At 64.2% G+C, this 16,613-nt stretch carries 15 protein-coding genes; 6 read left to right on the top strand and 9 right to left on the bottom strand.

The window, feature by feature from the left end; translation table 11 throughout:
- Positions 1–28: 28 nt before the first annotated feature.
- Genes ACDC67_RS04110 through pdhA form a run of 3 tightly spaced genes read right to left on the bottom strand, consistent with a single transcriptional unit; the run spans position 29 to position 3,476 of the window.
- Positions 29–1,399, bottom strand: coding sequence for a dihydrolipoamide acetyltransferase family protein (locus tag ACDC67_RS04110; RefSeq protein WP_376690850.1), 1,371 nt, complete (start codon positions 1,397–1,399; stop codon positions 29–31).
- Entirely contained in the window at positions 1,396–2,376 is a 981-nt protein-coding gene (locus ACDC67_RS04115; protein ID WP_376690852.1) for an alpha-ketoacid dehydrogenase subunit beta, read from the bottom strand. Before ACDC67_RS04115 ends, ACDC67_RS04110 begins: the two co-directional genes overlap by 4 nt.
- A complete protein-coding gene (pdhA, locus tag ACDC67_RS04120) occupies positions 2,376–3,476 on the bottom strand; it encodes a pyruvate dehydrogenase (acetyl-transferring) E1 component subunit alpha (RefSeq protein WP_376690853.1) in 1,101 nt (366 codons plus the stop codon). The genes ACDC67_RS04115 and pdhA overlap by 1 nt, the downstream gene beginning before the upstream one ends.
- Before the next feature lie 243 nt (positions 3,477–3,719).
- On the opposite strand from pdhA, the gene ACDC67_RS04125 reads away from it, so the two are divergent.
- The 3 genes from ACDC67_RS04125 to ACDC67_RS04135 all read left to right on the top strand — a co-directional run bounded on the left by ACDC67_RS04125 (position 3,720) and on the right by ACDC67_RS04135 (position 8,710).
- Positions 3,720–6,575: a penicillin acylase family protein gene (locus tag ACDC67_RS04125; protein WP_376690855.1), complete on the top strand. Its 2,856-nt coding sequence runs from the start codon at positions 3,720–3,722 to the stop codon at positions 6,573–6,575.
- Between the two features lie 131 nt (positions 6,576–6,706).
- Positions 6,707–7,162, top strand: coding sequence for a hypothetical protein (locus tag ACDC67_RS04130; RefSeq protein WP_376690856.1), 456 nt, complete (start codon positions 6,707–6,709; stop codon positions 7,160–7,162).
- A gap of 66 nt (positions 7,163–7,228) precedes the next feature.
- Positions 7,229–8,710 carry a WS/DGAT/MGAT family O-acyltransferase gene (locus ACDC67_RS04135; RefSeq protein WP_376690858.1) on the top strand — a complete coding sequence of 494 codons (1,482 nt, stop codon included), beginning with the start codon at positions 7,229–7,231 and terminating at the stop codon, positions 8,708–8,710.
- Positions 8,711–8,716: 6 nt separating this feature from the next.
- Here ACDC67_RS04135 and ACDC67_RS04140 read toward each other — a convergent pair whose 3' ends face one another.
- The gene (locus ACDC67_RS04140; protein ID WP_376690860.1) at positions 8,717–9,493 is read right to left on the bottom strand and encodes a tetratricopeptide repeat protein; all 777 of its coding nucleotides are present in this window, start codon (positions 9,491–9,493) and stop codon (positions 8,717–8,719) included.
- Between the two features lie 96 nt (positions 9,494–9,589).
- On the opposite strand from ACDC67_RS04140, the gene ACDC67_RS04145 reads away from it, so the two are divergent.
- Positions 9,590–10,198, top strand: a complete 609-nt coding sequence (locus ACDC67_RS04145; protein WP_376690861.1) for a phasin family protein — start codon at positions 9,590–9,592, stop codon at positions 10,196–10,198.
- Positions 10,199–10,437: 239 nt separating this feature from the next.
- Here ACDC67_RS04145 and ACDC67_RS04150 read toward each other — a convergent pair whose 3' ends face one another.
- Together ACDC67_RS04150 and ACDC67_RS04155 are read right to left on the bottom strand one after the other, a co-directional pair.
- A complete protein-coding gene (locus ACDC67_RS04150; protein ID WP_376690863.1) occupies positions 10,438–11,070 on the bottom strand; it encodes a TetR/AcrR family transcriptional regulator in 633 nt (210 codons plus the stop codon).
- A 25-nt stretch (positions 11,071–11,095) separates the two neighbouring features.
- Positions 11,096–11,353 (bottom strand): acyl-CoA-binding protein, encoded by a 258-nt coding sequence (locus tag ACDC67_RS04155; protein ID WP_376690865.1) that lies wholly within the window; start codon positions 11,351–11,353, stop codon positions 11,096–11,098.
- Positions 11,354–11,512: 159 nt separating this feature from the next.
- Here ACDC67_RS04155 and ACDC67_RS04160 point away from each other — a divergent pair, with 159 nt between their 5' ends.
- Positions 11,513–13,501 (top strand): SDR family oxidoreductase, encoded by a 1,989-nt coding sequence (locus ACDC67_RS04160; protein ID WP_376690867.1) that lies wholly within the window; start codon positions 11,513–11,515, stop codon positions 13,499–13,501.
- Positions 13,502–13,538: 37 nt separating this feature from the next.
- On the opposite strand, the gene ACDC67_RS04165 is transcribed toward ACDC67_RS04160, so the two are convergent.
- Genes ACDC67_RS04165 through ACDC67_RS04175 form a run of 3 tightly spaced genes read right to left on the bottom strand, consistent with a single transcriptional unit; the run spans position 13,539 to position 15,745 of the window.
- On the bottom strand, positions 13,539–14,426 hold the full coding sequence (locus tag ACDC67_RS04165) for a carbon-nitrogen hydrolase (RefSeq protein WP_376690869.1): 888 nt from the start codon (positions 14,424–14,426) through the stop codon (positions 13,539–13,541).
- The gene (locus ACDC67_RS04170; protein ID WP_376690870.1) at positions 14,423–15,409 is read right to left on the bottom strand and encodes an agmatine deiminase family protein; all 987 of its coding nucleotides are present in this window, start codon (positions 15,407–15,409) and stop codon (positions 14,423–14,425) included. Before ACDC67_RS04170 ends, ACDC67_RS04165 begins: the two co-directional genes overlap by 4 nt.
- Positions 15,410–15,421: 12 nt before the next feature.
- Positions 15,422–15,745: a hypothetical protein gene (locus ACDC67_RS04175; protein WP_376690872.1), complete on the bottom strand. Its 324-nt coding sequence runs from the start codon at positions 15,743–15,745 to the stop codon at positions 15,422–15,424.
- A 102-nt stretch (positions 15,746–15,847) separates the two neighbouring features.
- Here ACDC67_RS04175 and ACDC67_RS04180 point away from each other — a divergent pair, with 102 nt between their 5' ends.
- Entirely contained in the window at positions 15,848–16,516 is a 669-nt protein-coding gene (locus tag ACDC67_RS04180; protein WP_376690874.1) for an SDR family oxidoreductase, read from the top strand.
- The last annotated feature ends 97 nt before the right edge of the window (positions 16,517–16,613 follow it).

Consider the following 16,613-nt stretch of genomic DNA (forward strand, 5'->3'; position numbering starts at 1 on the left):
TGCGTGGGAATTTTCAGGCATTGGCGGTTTACTCGGCCTTTGACAGGTCGGCGATCATGGCCCGGAGGAAGCGGGCCGCTTCGCCGCCGGTGCAGGCGCGGTGGTCGAAGGTCAGCGACAGCGGGATCATGCGGTGCACTTCCACGCCGCCGAGGACCGGCACGACCTCGTGACGCAACACGCCGGCGGCAACGATCGACACGCAGGGCGGGTTGATGATCGGCGTGGCGTAGCGCCCGGCGAAGACCCCGAAGTTGGACAGCATGATGGTGTAGTCCTTGAGGTCCTCGGGCGGAATGCTGCGGCTGTTGACGTTTTCCTTCAGGCGGTTGATCTCGCCCCGAATGTCTTCACGCGAGCCGTTATGCACGCCCTTGAGCCGGGCCACGAACAGGCCGTCGGCGGTGTCGACCGCCATGCCCACGTCCATGCCCTTGTGCACCATGCGCATGTTCTGCTCGTCGTCGAACCAGGCGTTGAGACCGGGTTCGGCCTTCGCGCCGGCGGCCAGGGCACGCAGGAGACGATAAGTGACGTCTTCGCCGGCGCGCCAGGCGTGGATGTCTGCATCGTCCATCAGCGTGGTCGGCACGACGCGCTTGTGCGACTCGCTCATGATGCGCGCCATGGTGCGGCGGGTACCGCGCAGCGGCTCCCATTCGCCGCTGGCCGAGGCGGCCGGCTGGCTGGGACGGCTCGATTCGGCCGGCTTGTGCTCACGCTGCGCATCGGTCGGAAAATCCGGTTCTTCGCGCTTCTGGGTCGGCTGCTCCTGGCGCGGCTGTGCCTTGGCGGTTCCTTCCTCGGCTGCCTTGCGCACGTCCGCGGCCGTGACCACGCCGTCGGTACCCGTGGGGCTGACCTGGGAGAGGTCGACCTTGTGCTTGCGCGCAAGAGCGCGAACGGCCGGGGTGACCTTGACGCCGCCCACGGTCGAGGTGCGCTCCTGCAGGACTTCGCCCCCGGCCTGCATCTTGCCGACGACGGTTCCGGAATCCTCGCGCTCGCCGCCGGCGGGCTTGTCCGATTCCGTGGCGTCTTCGGCCGCACCGCTTTCGCTTTCGGTGGCCTCGGAACTCGGCGATTCGTCTTGCTGTTCGCTTTCGGCTGCGGCAACGGTGGCCGGCGGTTCGCTCTGGGTCGATTCTTCCGTGCCGGTGTCGCCTTCGACCTGGAATTCGGCCAGCGGGGCACCAGTCTTGATTACATCGCCTGGGCCGCCGTGGAACTTGACCACCTTGCCGCTGAAGGGGCTGGGAACCTCGACCACGGCCTTGGCTGTTTCCATGGAAACGAGCGGCTGGTCGACTTCGACTTCGTCGCCCTCGGAAACCAGCCATTCGACGATTTCGGCATCCGGCAGGCCCTCGCCGAGATCGGGCAGATTGAAAACGCTCATGAAACCTCCAGAATCTCTTTGGCCGCGTCGACGATGCGCCGCACGCTGGGCATGTATTTCATTTCATTTCGGTACAGTGGCATGACCACATCGTAGCCGCAAACGCGCTTGACCGGCGCGTGGAGATGCCAGATGCCGCCATCGGCCAGGCCGGCGGCGATTTCGCTGGCCACGCCGCAGTGCTTGGGCGCTTCCTGGACGATCACGCAGCGGCCGGTGCGCTCGACCGACTCGATGATTGTGTCCATGTCGAGCGGGCTGACGGTGGCCACGTCGATCACCTCGACACTCAGGCCCTGCTGCTCGAGCTCGTCGGCCGCCTGCAGCGTTTCCTTGACCATCGAGCCCCAGGTCACGAGGGTCAGGTCGTTGCCGTCGCGCAGCGTGTAGCACACGTCCAGCGGCAGCTCTTCGCCGTCGTCGGCCACTTCTTCCTTCTGCCAGCGGTAGATGCGCTTGGGTTCCATGAAGACGACCGGATCGGGATCGCGGATGGCGGCGAGCATTAGGCCGTAAGCGCGCGAGGGCGAGGAGGGGATGACCACGCGAACGCCCGGCATGTGCGCGAACAGCGCCTCGGGGCTTTCGGAGTGGTGTTCCGGGGCGTGGATACCGCCGCCGGAGGGGAAGCGCAACACCATCGGGCAGCTCATGCGCCCGCGGGTACGGTTACGCAGGCGCCCGGCGTGGCACATGATGTGGTCGATCATCGGCATGGTGAAGCCGCAGAACTGGGCTTCGGCGACCGGCTTCATGCCCTGGGAGGCCATTCCGACGGTCATGCCGGCGATCATCACCTCCGCCAGGGGCGTGTCGATCACGCGCTCGTCGCCGAACTTGTCGTGCAACCCGGCGGTGGCCCGGAAGACGCCGCCGTTGACGCCGACGTCCTCGCCGAACATGACCACGCTCGAATCCTCTTCCATTGCGCGGGCCAGCGCCATGGTGACGCCGTCGATCAGGGTAATCTCTGCCATCAGTGTTGCCCTCCGTCTTCGGCGTAGTCCTGGGCGTAGGTTCGTTGCTCGATCAGGTCGTGCGGCAGTTCGGCAAACATGTAGTCGAACATGGCGGTCACTGGCTGCGGGTCGTTCTCGATCACGTCGATGTATTCATCGGCGGCCTGCTGGACCCACTGCTTGCACTCGCCGAGCAGCTCTTCTTCCTTCTGGTCGTCCCAGGCGCCCTGGTCGACCAGGTAGGTGTTGAGCCGCTTGATCGGCTCGCGGTCCCAGGCCTCGTCGACTTCGTCGCTGGGACGATAGCGGCGGGCGTCATCGGCGGTGGTGTGGTCGCTGAGGCGATACGTGAGCATTTCGATCACGAAAGCGCCCTTGCCCTGGCGAGCGGCGTTGACCGCCTTGTCCATGGCCCAAAGGCAGGCGATCAGGTCGTTACCGTCGACCTGGATGCTGGGAAGCCCGCCGGCGATGCCTTTCTGCGCCAGCGTGGCGGCAGTGTTCTGCTTCTTGCGCGGGACCGAGATGGCCCACTGGTTGTTGACGATCACCAGCACCAGCGGCAGCTTCCAGGCGCTGCCGGCGTTGATCGCCTCGAGAAAGTCGCCCTTGGAGGAGCCGCCGTCGCCGACGACCGTGACCGCCACGCGATCTTCCTTCTTGAGCTTGTAGGCCAAGGCCGCGCCGGCGGCATGCATGCACTGGGTGGCGATGGGAACGCACCAGGCGAAGTCGTGCTTCGGGCCGCTGAAATCGCTGCCGCGCTCGTCGCCGCCCCAGTAGAGCAGCACCTCGGACATCTTCACGCCGCGATAGAACTGCGCGCCGTACTCGCGATACATCGGCGCGAAGCAGTCCTGTTCACGCATCGAGGCGCCGATGGCCACGTGGGCGGCCTCGTGCCCGAGGCTGGAGGCGTAGGTGCCCAGCTTGCCGGTACGCTGCAGGGCGACCGCCTTCTTGTCGAAGGTGCGGGTCAGAACCATCAGCTTGTACAGCTCGGTCAGCCGATCGAAATCCCTGGCCAGCGACGGCACTTGCTGGTCGTCGACCAGCTTGCCATCGGGCTTGAGGAATTGGAAATAGTCCACCTTGAAGGCGGCGGCAGTGTGCGCCATGACGACTCCTCTCTTTCTTTAGTGATGCGCCGGGGTTCGGAAGGCCGGCCGGCGGCTCCGAAGCGGTGCGTATTATAAGCGCTTGAGCAGCCCGGGAGGAAATGGCGGCCTGACCCGCGCCGCGAACGCCGGCGCGGAAAGGAAAAGCGCCCGGTTGGCGCCCGATCCCGGCCCATGCAGGCCCCGGCGCCGGGTGTGCCATAATCGGTGACGCACACCACAAAACATCAGGGGTACAAGAGAATGAGAAAATTGATCACGCTCGTCGGCGGCCTGGCGTTGGCTGCCGGCCTGAACGCGCAGTCCGTGCCGATGCCGGCCCTTTCCGCGCCGGTCACGGTTCACACGGACGCGAACGGTATTCCGACCATCGTCGGGGACACCGAACACGACGTCAACTATGTCCGGGGCTTTCTGCATGCGCGCGACCGACTCTTCCAGATGGATTACCTGCGCCGTGTCGCCTCCGGCACGCTGGCCGAACTCCTCGGGCAGGGCGCGCTGAGCAGCGATGTCGAGCTCCGGACCCTGGGGCTCCGCCGCGGCGCGCTCGAGACCTGGCAACAAATGACCGCCGACGAAAAGGCCTGGGTGAAGGCTTATGCCGACGGCGTCAACGCATTCCTGGCCAGTGCCGACCAGCTGCCGCCCGAGTACGGCGCCCTGGAATTGACCGAGGTCGAGCGCTGGTCGCCGGTCGATTCGCTGATCATCGGCAAGCTTCTGGCCTTCCAGCTGTCGTTCGATTCCGGCGTCGTCGATCGCACGCTCAGGCTCGCCAATTACCAGGGTGTTGGCGATGCCGCCGGGTTCGATGGACGCGCACTGTTTTCAGAAGACCTGTCCCGCAGTGCGCCCATGGATGACCGCATCAGCATTCCGGATTTCTTCGAGACGGCGGGCATCCTCCCGGTGCCGGGTACGTCAGAAGCCAGCCTCCAGTCGGCGACCGAATCCGGCTCGGCGGGCGAGACGGGTGGTTGGCAGAACCTGCCGCAGCTCGATGACTCGGTGGTCGACAGCCTGGGGCATTACATGGACCGGGTCCGCAGCATCCCCTTGCTCGGCACGACCATCGGCCGGGCGGACAATCGCGCCGGATCGAACTGGTGGGTGGTTTCCGGTGAGCACACCGAGAACGGCTTCCCGATCATGGCCAACGACCCGCATCTGGGACTGGACATGCCGGCCCTGATGATCAACGAGAACATCGTCATTCGCGACGAGGAACGGGTGGTCAGCGGGGTCACGCCGCCGGGAACGCCCCTGATCCTGCTCGGTTGCAACCTCGATATCTGCTGGGGCCTGACCAACCACAATGTCGACGTGACCGATTATTTCCAGGAAGAGATCCTGACCAACGGCTACGGTCTGCCGACGCATACGGTTCACGCCGATGGCGAGGAGCCGGTGCTCTACGCCTTCCAGAGCTACTTCGTCAATGGTGTCGGTGACGGCGAGATGGACAACCTCAATCGCGCCAACGTCGGCTACGCCTCTGGCGGCATTACTTTCCTCGTGCCGCGCCGCAACAACGGCCCGATCGTGGCGCAGCCTGACGCCGACTCGGCGATATCCGTGCAGTACGCCGGCTGGGGCGCGACCTTCGAGCTGAGCACCCTGCGAGGCTTCGAGCGCGCCAGCAACATGGAAGAATTCCGCGCGGCAATCGACAACTGGACCTTCGGTTCTCAGAACATTGTCTACGCCGATGTCGAAGGCAATATCGCCTATTTCACGGCCGGTGGGGTTCCCCTGCGCCAGGACTTGCAGAACAACGAAGTCGGCGGGGGCGTTCCGCCCTTCCTGCTGCGTGATGGTTCCGGGGCGCTGGGCCACGACTGGCTGCCGGCCAACGACGACTCGCCGCGGGCCGCGCCGTTCGCCTCCTTGCCCAAGTCGGAAATGCCGCACGTGGTCAATCCGGCCAGCGGCTATATCGCCAACGCCAACAACGACCCGGTCGGCACGACCCTGGACAATAATCCGCTCAACCAGCTGCGCCCGGGCGGAAACGGTATCTACTACCTCAATCCGTCCTATTCGGAGCTGCGCATGGCGCGCATCGATCGTGAGCTCCAGGACATGATTTCCGCCGGCGACATCAGCGTGGACCAGATGAAGGCGTTGCAGGCCAACAACCAGATGTTCGACGCCGAGTTGATCGTGCCGCATATCCTCGAGGCGTTCGAGAACGCCACCGCCGAAGATGCCTGGCCCGGTCTGGCGCAGTTCGCGCTCGATCCGGGTATCCAGGAAGCTGCGGGCCGACTCGCCGAATGGGACTTCTCGACGCCGACAGGCCTGGCCGAGGGCTGGGATCCCGGCAGCCCCGCCGGCAGCGGTGAACCCTCGGCCGAGGCGGTTGCCAACAGCGTGGCCGCCACCATCTACTCGGTCTGGCGCGGACAGGCCATCGGGAATACCATCGACGCCACGCTCGAGGCCCTCCAGCTGGGCAATTTCCGCCCCGGTTCGAGCGACGCCCTGCGCGCATTCCATCACCTGCTGGCCGATTTCGACCAGAACGGTGGATTCGGCGCCTCCGGTGTGCCGTTCTTCAACGTCGAGGAAGCGCCGGACATGGCATCGGCTCGCGACACGGTTCTGCTCGCCAGCCTGGCGCAGACCCTCGAGCTGCTGGCCAGCGACGAGTTCGCCCCGGCCTTCGGCAATTCCACCGACCAGAGCGAGTACCGCTGGGGCAAGCTGCACCGCATCGTCTTCAGCCACCCGCTGGGCAGCGATCCGTTCAACGTGCCCAATGGCGGCGGTCTGAGCGATGTCGGTGAGAACCTGCCGGGCGTAGCCCGTGCCGGCGGATACCAGACCGTCGATGCCTCTTCGCACGGCGTGCGAGCTGACGGGCTCAACGACTTCATGTTCGGTTCCGGTCCGGCGCGCCGCACGGTGGCCGAGATGACGCCGGGCACGCCCAACGTCAGCGAGATCCTGCCTGGCGGTCGCAGCGGTGTGCTGGTCAGCCCCTTCTATACCAATCAGCTCAGGTTGTGGCTGACCAACGACTACCTGCCGCTGACACTGGGTGAAAGCGACGGCGAGGCCACGGCGGTGGATACAACCACCTTCACGCCCTGAGTTTGCCCGGACGTTGACAGAGCAGGAGCGCCCGCCATTGTGCGGGCGCTCCGTTTTTTGCCGCGTCGGTGCTTGAATCCGGCCCGCTCGATGGCCATGTCTCCAGTTCGGATCGCTTTCAGGGACACCCCATGATCAACCTGCTCGAACGCTTCGCCCTGGCGCACACCCAGGTCACACGCCTGAATGCGGAACTGGGCGAAATCGTGCCGCCGAACCAGACCTTCAGCGCCAAGGTCGAACTCAAGCTCACCCCGCTGGAGATGAAGTACGAGGGAGAGTTGCCCCAGTACCAGGTCACCGCCCGGATGATGTGTCGCGGTTCGCGCGAGGAGCAACCAGACAAGCCGCTGTTCACCATCGAGCTGGTGCTGCAGGTGGTCTATTCGCAGTTCCAGGGAGAGCCGGTAGGCTTCGAAACCTTCAAGGCCAACCACGGCAGCCTCACGCGTCAGCTCTATCCACTCATCCACCATCAACTCCAGCCGGTGTTCAAGCAGTTCGGGCTCGACCAGGTTAAGTTGCCCTACGATCTGGCCGGCAATGCGCAGGACCAGGCGGGGGCAGGGCAGCGGCAGGTTCATTGATCGCAAATTGACGCTTGTCGCGGGGCATGAAAGAATCCTGCTATTGAAGCTGAGGGAGTGGTCCGGGTGACGAGCGCCAAGCGCGAAGCGATTTCGAAAGTCGATATTGCCTGGCTGCGCATGGAGCAGCCGACCAACCTGATGATGATCACCGGCGTGATCGTCCTCGAGAATCCGATCGACTTCGAGGCGTTTCGCGAGATCCTGGTCAATCGTTTCCTTGCCTTTCGCCGCTTTCGCCAGAAGGCCGTCGAGTCCGCCCGGGGCTGCTGGTGGGAAACCGACGAACTGTTCGAGCCAAGCGCGCACATTTTGCGCACGGCGCTCCCCGGCGATGCCGGCAAGGCCGAACTCGAGGAGCTGGTTTCTCAGCTCGCTTCCACCCCGCTCGACAAGACCAAGCCGCTGTGGCAGTTCCACCTGGTGGAAAACTATGCCGGCGGGCCGGCGATTGTCAGCCGGATTCATCACTGTTACGCCGACGGCATTGCGCTGGTCGAGGTGCTGCTGTCACTGACCGAGGCCGATCCCGAAAAATCGCTGCGGCAGATCAGCCCGCAGGATTGGAAAGAGAAGCGTGCGGCCGAATCGAATATCTTTCGACGCCTGATGGCGCCGGCTCGGGACGGGATCGACGCGGTTCAGCACTTGAGCTACAAGATGATCGAGGAGGCCGCCCAGATAGTGCGCGATCCGCACCTGGCGAGTGACTATGCCGGCACGGCGGCCGATTTGACGGGTGAACTCATCAATGCACTGCTGTTGCCCGATGATCCCCCCTCGCGCTTCAAGGGCAAGCTCGGCGTGCGCAAGAACGTCGCCTGGGCCGAGCCGATCGATCTCGAAGAGGTCAAGGCCGTCGGCAAGGCCCTGGGCTGCACCGTCAATGATGTGTTGATCGCGGTCATGACCGGTGCGCTGCACCGCTACATGGTCGACTGCGGCGACGATCCTTCCGAGGTCACGATGCGCGCCACGGTTCCGGTCAATCTCAGGCCGCTGGAGCACGCGCGTGAACTCGGCAATCACTTTGGCCTGGTTTTCCTGGAGTTGCCGGTGGCCGAGAACAATCCCCTGGCACGCGTCTACCGCGTGGCCGAGTTCATGCGCGAACTCAAGGATTCCCGGCAGGCGATGATGTCGCTGGGCCTGCTGGCCGCCCTGGGCATGGGGCCGGCCACCCTGCAGAAGCCGGCGCTGGAACTGTTCAGCCGCAAGGCTTCAACCGTGCTGACCAACGTTCCGGGCCCGCAGGAGCCGCTCTACATGGTCGGCTCGAAAATCCGCGAGATGATGTTCTGGGTGCCGCAGACCGGATCGGTCGGAATGGGCATCAGCATCATCAGCTACAACGGCCAGGTGTTTTCGGGGCTGATCACCGACAATCGCCTGGTGCCGGACCCGCACAAAGTGGTTGTCGATTTCAGGCGCGAGTTCGAGAACCTGCTGCACCTGACCATGCTGCTGGGGCCCCAGGACGGCCCGATTCCGCCGGAGGCGGCGGAGTTGATGCATGAGTGGATCGATGAGGGCGGCTATGGTGGCTAAGGGCGGTTACACGCTCGCCCTGGCATACTCCACATCCAGCTTCTGCATCGCGTCGATCGGCTTGATGGCGGCGGCCTTTTCGTAGGCGGCGTTCGATTCGTCCAGGCGCTTGTCGCCGAACAACAGGTACAGGCCGTTGCCGTACTCCAGGTGGGCGATCGGCGCCTCGGGTGTCAGTTCCAGTGCTCGCTCGAAATGTTCCAGCGCCTTGTCGGCGCTGGCACCGTAGGTGAGTTTGCCCACCATCTTTCCGACCTTGTTGATGATCTCCGCGTGGTAGAGCCCGAGGGCGGTGTGGGCCTCGGCGTGCTCCGGTGAGAGCGAAAGCGCGTTTTCCAGGGACTCGCGCACCTTTCCGCCGATGCCCTGCGCCAGGGCCTGGGTGATCGATATGCTCTGGCTGTAACGCCCGAGCAGGAAGGCGTGAAAGTAGTGCGCGTTGGCGTCCTGGTCCCAGCGCTGGATGGCCTGCTCCGCACGCTCGATGCCGGACTGGTAAATGGCGACCTTGGTCGCTTCGTCCTCTTCGAGGTAGTCGGCGTAGATGCCCGAGGCCTTGTTGGCAACGGCATGCGCCTCGAGGCCGATCGACTCGGCCAGTTCGACCGCGCCGGCGAAGTCACCGGCGTGAAAGTGGCGCCAGGCGTCGAGCAGGCGCTCGTCGTCGGGAAGCGGCTCGGTGTCGCCGCGGTGAAGCGTGGGCCAGGCGCTCGATAGCTTCTTGCCGGGATACTGAAAAGCCTTGTCGGCGTTGTCGAAGGCGGCCCAGTTGGCGGTATCCATGATTAGTGTGTCCACTCTAGAAACTGGGTCTATCTTACAACTCAAGTTCACACGACACATCCCGCCCGAAGGCGGTGAAAAAGGAGTTGTTAAGACATGGCTAAGAAGACTGCCAAAAAGAAGGTCGCCAAGAAGAAGGTGGCCAAGAAGACCGCAACGCGCAAGACGGCTGCTCGCAAGACCGCCACTTCGCAGGCTCAGGATTATGCCCACGAGATCTGGCTGGCCGGCCTCGGCGCCTTTTCGATGGCGCAGCAGGAAGGCGGCAAGCTGTTCGAGAACAGCCGCAAGTCCGTCGAGGAAACCAGCAGCAAGGTGCTCGGCGAGAGCAACAAGCTGTTCGACCGCCTGGTCAAGGAAGGCAGCAAGCTTGAAGGCAAGGGCCGCAAGACGGTCAACGAAACCGTCACTGGCGTGCGCGACGATGTTGAAAGCCGCGTTGGCAAGGTGCGGGACACTGCCCAGAGCAACTGGGACAAGCTCGAAAAGGTCTTCGAGCAGCGCGTGGCCCGGGCACTTTCCCGCCTCGGCGTTCCGACTTCCGACGAGATCAAGCAGCTCAGCGATCGCGTCGCCGAACTGAACAAGGAAGTTCGTTCCCTGTCCGCGCAGCAGAAGGCTGCGGGTACGGCCAGCAAGAAGACCGCGAGCAAGAAGACCACGGCCAAGGCCGCTGAAAGCAAGAGCGACTCGGCTGCATCGTGATCGATTTGTTGTAGTCGACTCCTCCAGACTACCCCGAAGCAGCCCGGGCTACCTCCCTCGGCCCGGAACCAGCTGCTACTTGACCCGGACCCTGTCCGGGTCTTTTTTTGTCCGGGGAGGCCGAAAACTCGGGCGGCGGACCTTGGCTTTAGGGCGCTAGCCGGACCTTCGTAAATCGGGAATCGTAAATCGAGCGGCTTCGTTCAGTGTTGTTCCATTCACGATTCACGGGGAGTTGCTTACAGCCCGGGCACCCGATAAGCCCTGGCCAGCTCGGATAGTTCCTCCCGCGCTCCCCCGACCAGGTACGGGCTGATCAGGCTCATTACCTGCCAGGCGGCACGTTCCGGTCGGGGCTCGGCTTCGCGTTCGGCGACCTGGTCGAAGGAAAGCCAGAAAGTCGAGACCAGCACGATATTGCGGACCAGCGCATCGAGTTCCTCTTCAGTGGCCTTCAGCTGCCCCTGCTCGCTCAGGCCTTCGCTGAGGTGGCGGGCGGTCTGCATGGACAGCTTGATGATGCCCTGAAAGCGTTGCTGCACGTACCTGAAGCGTCCGCACAGGTCGCTCAGGTCGCGATAGATGAACCTGTACTCGCCGATCGTCTCGAAAACCAGGTGCAGGAACAGCCAGATGTCCTCCACGTGGACATCCCGGGCTTCGGGTGTGGCCAGCAACTCGAGCATCCGGTGCTCGTAGGCCGCGAAAAGGGCCTGGATGAGATCGCCCTTGGTGCGGAAATGGTAGTGCAGGTTGCCCGGGCTGATGTCGAGCTCGTCGGCAATGCGGTTGGTCGGCACGTGCGGCTCGCCATGCTCGTTGAACAGGAGCAGGGCGGCTTGCAGTATGCGCTCGCGCGTGTTCCGGCTCATGCCGGCCCGGACCGGTGCGGTGTGCTCAGCTTCGCAGCGATTCGACCAGGTCGACGTACTTCTGCTTGGCCTCGTCGCGATCCATGCCCTGGAGCTTTTCCCAGGCTTCGTACTTGGCCACGCCGACAAAATCGAAAAAGCCCGGTTTCTCCCCCGAGACGTCGCCCTCGGATCCCTGCTTGTAAAGCGCGTAGAGCTTCAGCAGGGTGTCGTTGTCGGGCCGTTCATCGAGGTTCTGGGCATTGTCGGCAGCCTGTTTGAAGCTGGTCTCCAGGTCGCTCATTGCTTGGGGTTCCCTTTTGTGGTCGCGGTTTCGGTCTTTCTAGCATGCGGTCCCCGGTAGGTCAACGCCGACCGATCCCGGTCGCGCCGACGGTGGCGGAATCGCCTTCGAGTCGGTATCTTTGGGGGTCATGACAATTATGCCGGAGGGAGTGCCGCAATGAGCTATTTCGTGACCGGGGGAACCGGATTCATCGGCCGCAATCTGATTGACGAGCTGGTCAAGCGCAAGGGGACGATCTACGTCCTGGTGCGGCGAGGCTCCAAGACCAAGTTCAACAACCTGGTGGCTGAGCGATGGGGAGATCACAAGCGACGCATCGTGGCCATCAGCGGGGATCTGACCAAGCCGGCGCTGGGCGTGCGAAAGGCCGACCTCGAAAAGCTGGACGGCAAGATCAGGCATTTCTTCCACCTGGCTGCCGTGTACGACCTGGCCGCAGATGCCGAAAGCAACGAGGCGGCCAATATCGGGGGTACGAAGCACGCCATTCAGCTGGCCGAGAAGATCAAGGTCAAGTGTTTCCACCACACCTCCTCGATCGCCGCTGCCGGACTCTATCCGGGCACCTTCCGTGAGGACATGTTCGAAGAGGCAACCGGCCTCCAGCATCCGTATTTCCGGAGCAAGCACGAGTCCGAAGGGCTGGTCCGGCGGACCTGTCCCGTTCCCTGGCGCATCTACCGGCCCGGGATCGTCGTGGGGCACTCGAAGACCGGGGAGATCGACAAGATCGACGGGCCGTACTATTTCTTCAAGCTGATCCAGAAAATGCGCCGGATGCTGCCGCCCTGGGTTCCAACCCTGGGCCTGGAAGGCAGCCGCATCAACATTGTTCCGGTCGACTACGTGGCGCAGGCGATGGATCATATCGCGCACAAACCGAAACTCGATGGACAGTGCTTTCACCTGACCGACCCGAGTCCGAAGCGGATCGGCGAAGTAATGAATCTGTTTGCCCAGGCCGCGCATGCGCCGTTGATGTCGATGCGCATCGACGCGCGACTGTTCAGCTTCATTCCCGCGCCCGTCAAGCAGGGGCTGACGATGCTGCCGCCGGTCAGACGCATCGTAAAACAGGTGCTTGAGGATCTGGGCATCCCCAAGGACATGCTCAGCTTTTTCAGCTACCCCACCCGCTTCGACAACCGGGACGCCGAGAAGGCGCTCAAGGGCTCGGGCATCTCGGTGCCGCCGCTCGAGGATTATGCCTGGGTGCTGTGGGACTACTGGGAGCGCCACCTGGATCCCGAGCTGTTCATCGATCGCTCCCTGTCCGGGCAAGTCCGTGACAAGGTCGTGCTGATCACCGGCGCCTCGTCCGGGATTGGCAAGGCCACGGCACTGATGATGGGCCGGGCCGGTGCCCGGGTCGTCATCGTCGCGCGTGGCGAGGAGGGGCTGAAGGAAACGCAGGCCGAGATCGAAGCCGACGGCGGGCAGGCCTTCTACTACACCGCCGACCTGGCCGACATGAAGGAGGGCGAGCAGCTCGTCGAGAAGGTGCTGGCCGACCACGGCGCGGTGGATATCCTGGTCAACAACGCCGGCCGGTCGATCCGGCGCTCGATTCAGCTTTCCTACGAGCGCTTCCATGACTACGAGCGACTCATGCAGCTCAATTACTTCGGTTCGCTCAAGCTGATCATGGGCTTTCTGCCCGTGATGGTCGAGCGTGGTGGCGGGCAGATCATCAACATCTCCTCCATCGGGGTTCTCTCCAACGCGCCTCGCTTCTCCGCTTACGTGGCCTCCAAGGCCGCGCTGGACGCGTTCTCGCGCTGCGCGGCGTCGGAGTTCGCCGACACCGGGGTGTCGTTCACGACGATCAATATGCCGCTGGTGCGCACACCCATGATCGCGCCGACCAAGATGTACGAGCATGTGCCGACGATCACGCCCGAAGACGCCGCCGACATGATCAAGCAGGCGGTCATCTACCGGCCGCAGCGGATCGCCACGCGTCTTGGAATCTTCGCCCAGATTCTCCACGCCACGGCGCCCAAGGTCTCGGAGATCGTGCTCAATTCCGCCTTCCGGATGTTCCCGGATTCAGCTGCCGCCCAGGGGCGGGAGGATGAAGGTGAGGTCAAGCCGACGCAGGAGCAGGTGGCGTTTGCCTCACTAATGCGCGGTATCCACTGGTAGGTGCCGGGGCCGCGTCTTGCGGCCCCTGTCGGCGCTTTCAGTCGCGCCAGCGCTTGAGTAGGTCGCCGTAGGCGTCGATGCGACGGTCGCGAAGGAACGGCCACATGCGTCGGACCTGTTCGCTGCGGTTCATGTCCAGGCTGGCGAACAGCACTTCGGCTTCGCTGCCGGCCTCGGCCAGGATTTCGCCCTGCGGGCCGGCGATCAGGCTGTGGCCCCAGAATTCGGCCTCGTGGTCGCCGCCGGAGCGGTCGGGCTCGAAGCCCACGCGGTTGCAGGTGACCATGGGAATGCCGTTGGCCACGGCGTGGCTGCGCTGGATGGTGCGCCAGGCGTCGAGCTGGCGAAGCTGCTCGGCCTCGTCGTCGTTCAGGTCGAGTCCGATGGCAGTGGGATAGAGCAGCAGCTCGGCCCCGGCCAGTGCCATCAGGCGGGCCGCTTCCGGGTACCACTGGTCCCAGCAGACCAGGACGCCGAGACGGCCCACCGAGGTATCGATCGGATCGAAGCCAAGGTCGCCCGGGGTGAAGTAGAACTTCTCGTTGTAGCCCGGATCGTCGGGTATGTGCATCTTGCGGTAGATTCCGACGCGACGCCCGTCGCGCTCGAACACCAGCGCGGTATTGTGGGCCAGCCCCTGGGCGCGATGCTCGAAGATCGAACCCACCAGCACAACGTTGTGATCGGCGGCGGCCTTCGACAGCATCTGCGCCGTCGGTCCGTCGAGCGGCTCGGCCAGGTCGAACAGGGCCGGATCCTGATATTTGCAGAAATACTCGCTGGCGTGCAGTTCGGGCAACACGACGAGATCGGCCCCGAGTTCGGCGGCCTGCGCGACGCCGTCGGCCGTGCTTGCGCGGTTCTCGTCGAGGTCGGGGCCCATGGCATGTTGCACCAGGGCGATTTCCAGGCGGCGCTCGCTCATCCGAGTGCCGCCGGAATATGCATGCTGGCACAATGCGGGCCGCCGGACTGGGTGATCATAACCGCAGCGGGTACGGCGACCACGCGTCTGTCGGGCAGCAGGTCGGCCAGGATCGCGCGGGCCGATTCGTCGTGCCGGCTGCCGTAGGCGGGCACCAGGCAGCCGCCGTTGACGAACAGGAAGTTCGCGTAGCTGGCCGGCAGCGCGTCGTCGAGATCGTCCGGCCGGGGCAGGGCGACCAGGCGATACCCGGCCTGGTCGCGGGTGAGCAGCGATTCGAGCTGCTGGCGCACTCGGTCGGTCCGGTCGGGGTCGGCCTGCTCCTGGTAGACGATCGTGTCGTGATCGACGAAGCGAGCCAGGGTATCGATATGGCCGTCGGTGTCGTCGCCCGGCATGGGCTCGACATCGATTCCCAGCACCCGGTCGACGTTGAGCAGGTTGTGTAGCTCGAATTCGATTTCACCATCGGTCAGGTGCGGGAGGCGGGTGCGCAGGCAGTGCCAGTTGACCAGCAAGCGGCCGCGACCGTCGCTGTCGATGGCGCCGCCCTCGAGTTCGAACAGGTACTGCCGGAACTGCAGGTTGGCGAAGCGTTCGTCTCTCGACAGGTGGGTGTTGACGCGATTGTCCAGCGATGCCGGATACTTGCCGCCCCAGCCATTGAAATGGAAATCCAGGGCCAGGCGGTAGCCGGAGAACACCAGCGTGATCGGGCCGTAGTCGCGGCACCAGGTATCGTTGTACCGCGTCTCGATGCGCTGCAGGTCGGGCCTGTCGGGCAGGTCCTGCGGGGCGGGCTCGCCCTCGGGCAGCAGCAGAACGACCGGTTGAAACGCCAGGATCGCCTCGATCAGCTGGCGATACTCGGCATGGATGGAGGCTAGCCGTGGCTGCCAGTCGGAAGCCGTGGGCGGCCAGGCGAGCAGGGTCGCGCTCTGCGATTCCCACTCGGCCGGAAGACGGTAATCGGTATGCGACATGAAACGGGCGCTTCAGCGCTCGCTCCGAGCCTCGAGCTCGCGCATGATGGCGTCGTGGTGGAGCACGCTTTCGATCACCAGGTCGTACTCGAAGTACACGTTGAAGTCGTCGTAGACCCAGCGCGAGATCGGTGGGTCTCCCACCGGCGCGTGCTTCTGCTCGGGCGGTCCGAAACGGGACTCGACCTGGGCCGTGGTGAGCCCGTTCTGCGGCAGGTCGCGCAGCATGCGCTCCTCGACCTTCTCGATAAGCAGGACGTCGCCGGCCATGGCGATCCCTGTCATTGCAACCAATGCCGTCCCCCAAACCAGCTTGCCCAGTGTTTCGCGCTTCATGGCAGATCCTCTGGTTATGCCCTCGGCTTGCCGTGATTCTCTCGGCAAGAATTCGCAAAAATAGTAGCATAAGACACAGACTCAAAGCGGATTCTCGCAATCATGAAAACAGCCGTCATCACGGGAGCGAATCGGGGCATCGGCCTGGAACTGGCGCGGCAGCTCGGCGATCGGGGCTACCGCATCATCGCCGTGTGCCGAAAAGCCTCGCCTGAGCTCAAGGCCCTGGAAGTGCAGGTCGAGGAGGGCATCGAGCTGACCGACCGCGGTAGCCTCGAGGCGCTCGCCGACCGCCTGCGCGGCACGCGGATCGACCTGCTGGTCAACAACGCCGGCTTGCTGATCCCGACCAGCTTCGACGGCATCGAGGACCAGCTCGACGACTGGCGGGCGCAGTTCGAGGTCAATTCCCTGGCGCCACTGCGCGTCACCCACGCTCTGATCAACCACCTCAACGACGGCGGCAAGGTGGCCATCGTTTCCTCGCGGGTCGGCTCGATGGCGGACAACGGCTCCGGCGGCGCCTGGGCCTACCGCATGTCGAAGGCGGCGGTGAACATGGCCGGCGTCAACCTGGCCCACGAGCTCCGGGACCGCGAGATCGCCGTCGGCCTGTTGCACCCCGGTTTCGTGCGCACGGGGATGACCGGCGGCCAGGGCCACGTCGATCCGGCCGAAGCCGCCGCCGGCCTGGTCGAGCGCATCGACGAGCTGAGCATGGACACCACCGGCAGCTTCCGCCACGCCAACGGCGAGACCTTGCCCTGGTAGGGATGATTCAAATTCCAAACTCCAAGCACCAAATCCCAAACAAACCCGAAATGCACAATAATCGAATGACCAAAACGGGCCCTTGAGCTACGGCTGG

This window comes from Wenzhouxiangella indolica, from assembly GCF_042310355.1.
Classification (GTDB): Bacteria; Pseudomonadota; Gammaproteobacteria; order Xanthomonadales; family Wenzhouxiangellaceae; genus Wenzhouxiangella.

What these genes read in the sequence shown, in the direction of transcription:
- ACDC67_RS04110 (WP_376690850.1), bottom strand. Translation starts at nt 1,399, where the DNA reads ATGAGCGTTTTCAATCTGCCCGATCTCGGCGAGGGCCTGCCGGATGCC.
- ACDC67_RS04115 (WP_376690852.1), bottom strand. Translation starts at nt 2,376, where the DNA reads ATGGCAGAGATTACCCTGATCGACGGCGTCACCATGGCGCTGGCCCGC.
- pdhA (WP_376690853.1), bottom strand. Translation starts at nt 3,476, where the DNA reads ATGGCGCACACTGCCGCCGCCTTCAAGGTGGACTATTTCCAATTCCTC.
- ACDC67_RS04125 (WP_376690855.1), top strand. Translation starts at nt 3,720, where the DNA reads ATGAGAAAATTGATCACGCTCGTCGGCGGCCTGGCGTTGGCTGCCGGC.
- ACDC67_RS04130 (WP_376690856.1), top strand. Translation starts at nt 6,707, where the DNA reads ATGATCAACCTGCTCGAACGCTTCGCCCTGGCGCACACCCAGGTCACA.
- ACDC67_RS04140 (WP_376690860.1), bottom strand. Translation starts at nt 9,493, where the DNA reads ATGGATACCGCCAACTGGGCCGCCTTCGACAACGCCGACAAGGCTTTT.
- ACDC67_RS04145 (WP_376690861.1), top strand. Translation starts at nt 9,590, where the DNA reads ATGGCTAAGAAGACTGCCAAAAAGAAGGTCGCCAAGAAGAAGGTGGCC.
- ACDC67_RS04150 (WP_376690863.1), bottom strand. Translation starts at nt 11,070, where the DNA reads ATGAGCCGGAACACGCGCGAGCGCATACTGCAAGCCGCCCTGCTCCTG.
- ACDC67_RS04155 (WP_376690865.1), bottom strand. Translation starts at nt 11,353, where the DNA reads ATGAGCGACCTGGAGACCAGCTTCAAACAGGCTGCCGACAATGCCCAG.
- ACDC67_RS04160 (WP_376690867.1), top strand. Translation starts at nt 11,513, where the DNA reads ATGAGCTATTTCGTGACCGGGGGAACCGGATTCATCGGCCGCAATCTG.
- ACDC67_RS04165 (WP_376690869.1), bottom strand. Translation starts at nt 14,426, where the DNA reads ATGAGCGAGCGCCGCCTGGAAATCGCCCTGGTGCAACATGCCATGGGC.
- ACDC67_RS04170 (WP_376690870.1), bottom strand. Translation starts at nt 15,409, where the DNA reads ATGTCGCATACCGATTACCGTCTTCCGGCCGAGTGGGAATCGCAGAGC.
- ACDC67_RS04175 (WP_376690872.1), bottom strand. Translation starts at nt 15,745, where the DNA reads ATGAAGCGCGAAACACTGGGCAAGCTGGTTTGGGGGACGGCATTGGTT.
- ACDC67_RS04180 (WP_376690874.1), top strand. Translation starts at nt 15,848, where the DNA reads ATGAAAACAGCCGTCATCACGGGAGCGAATCGGGGCATCGGCCTGGAA.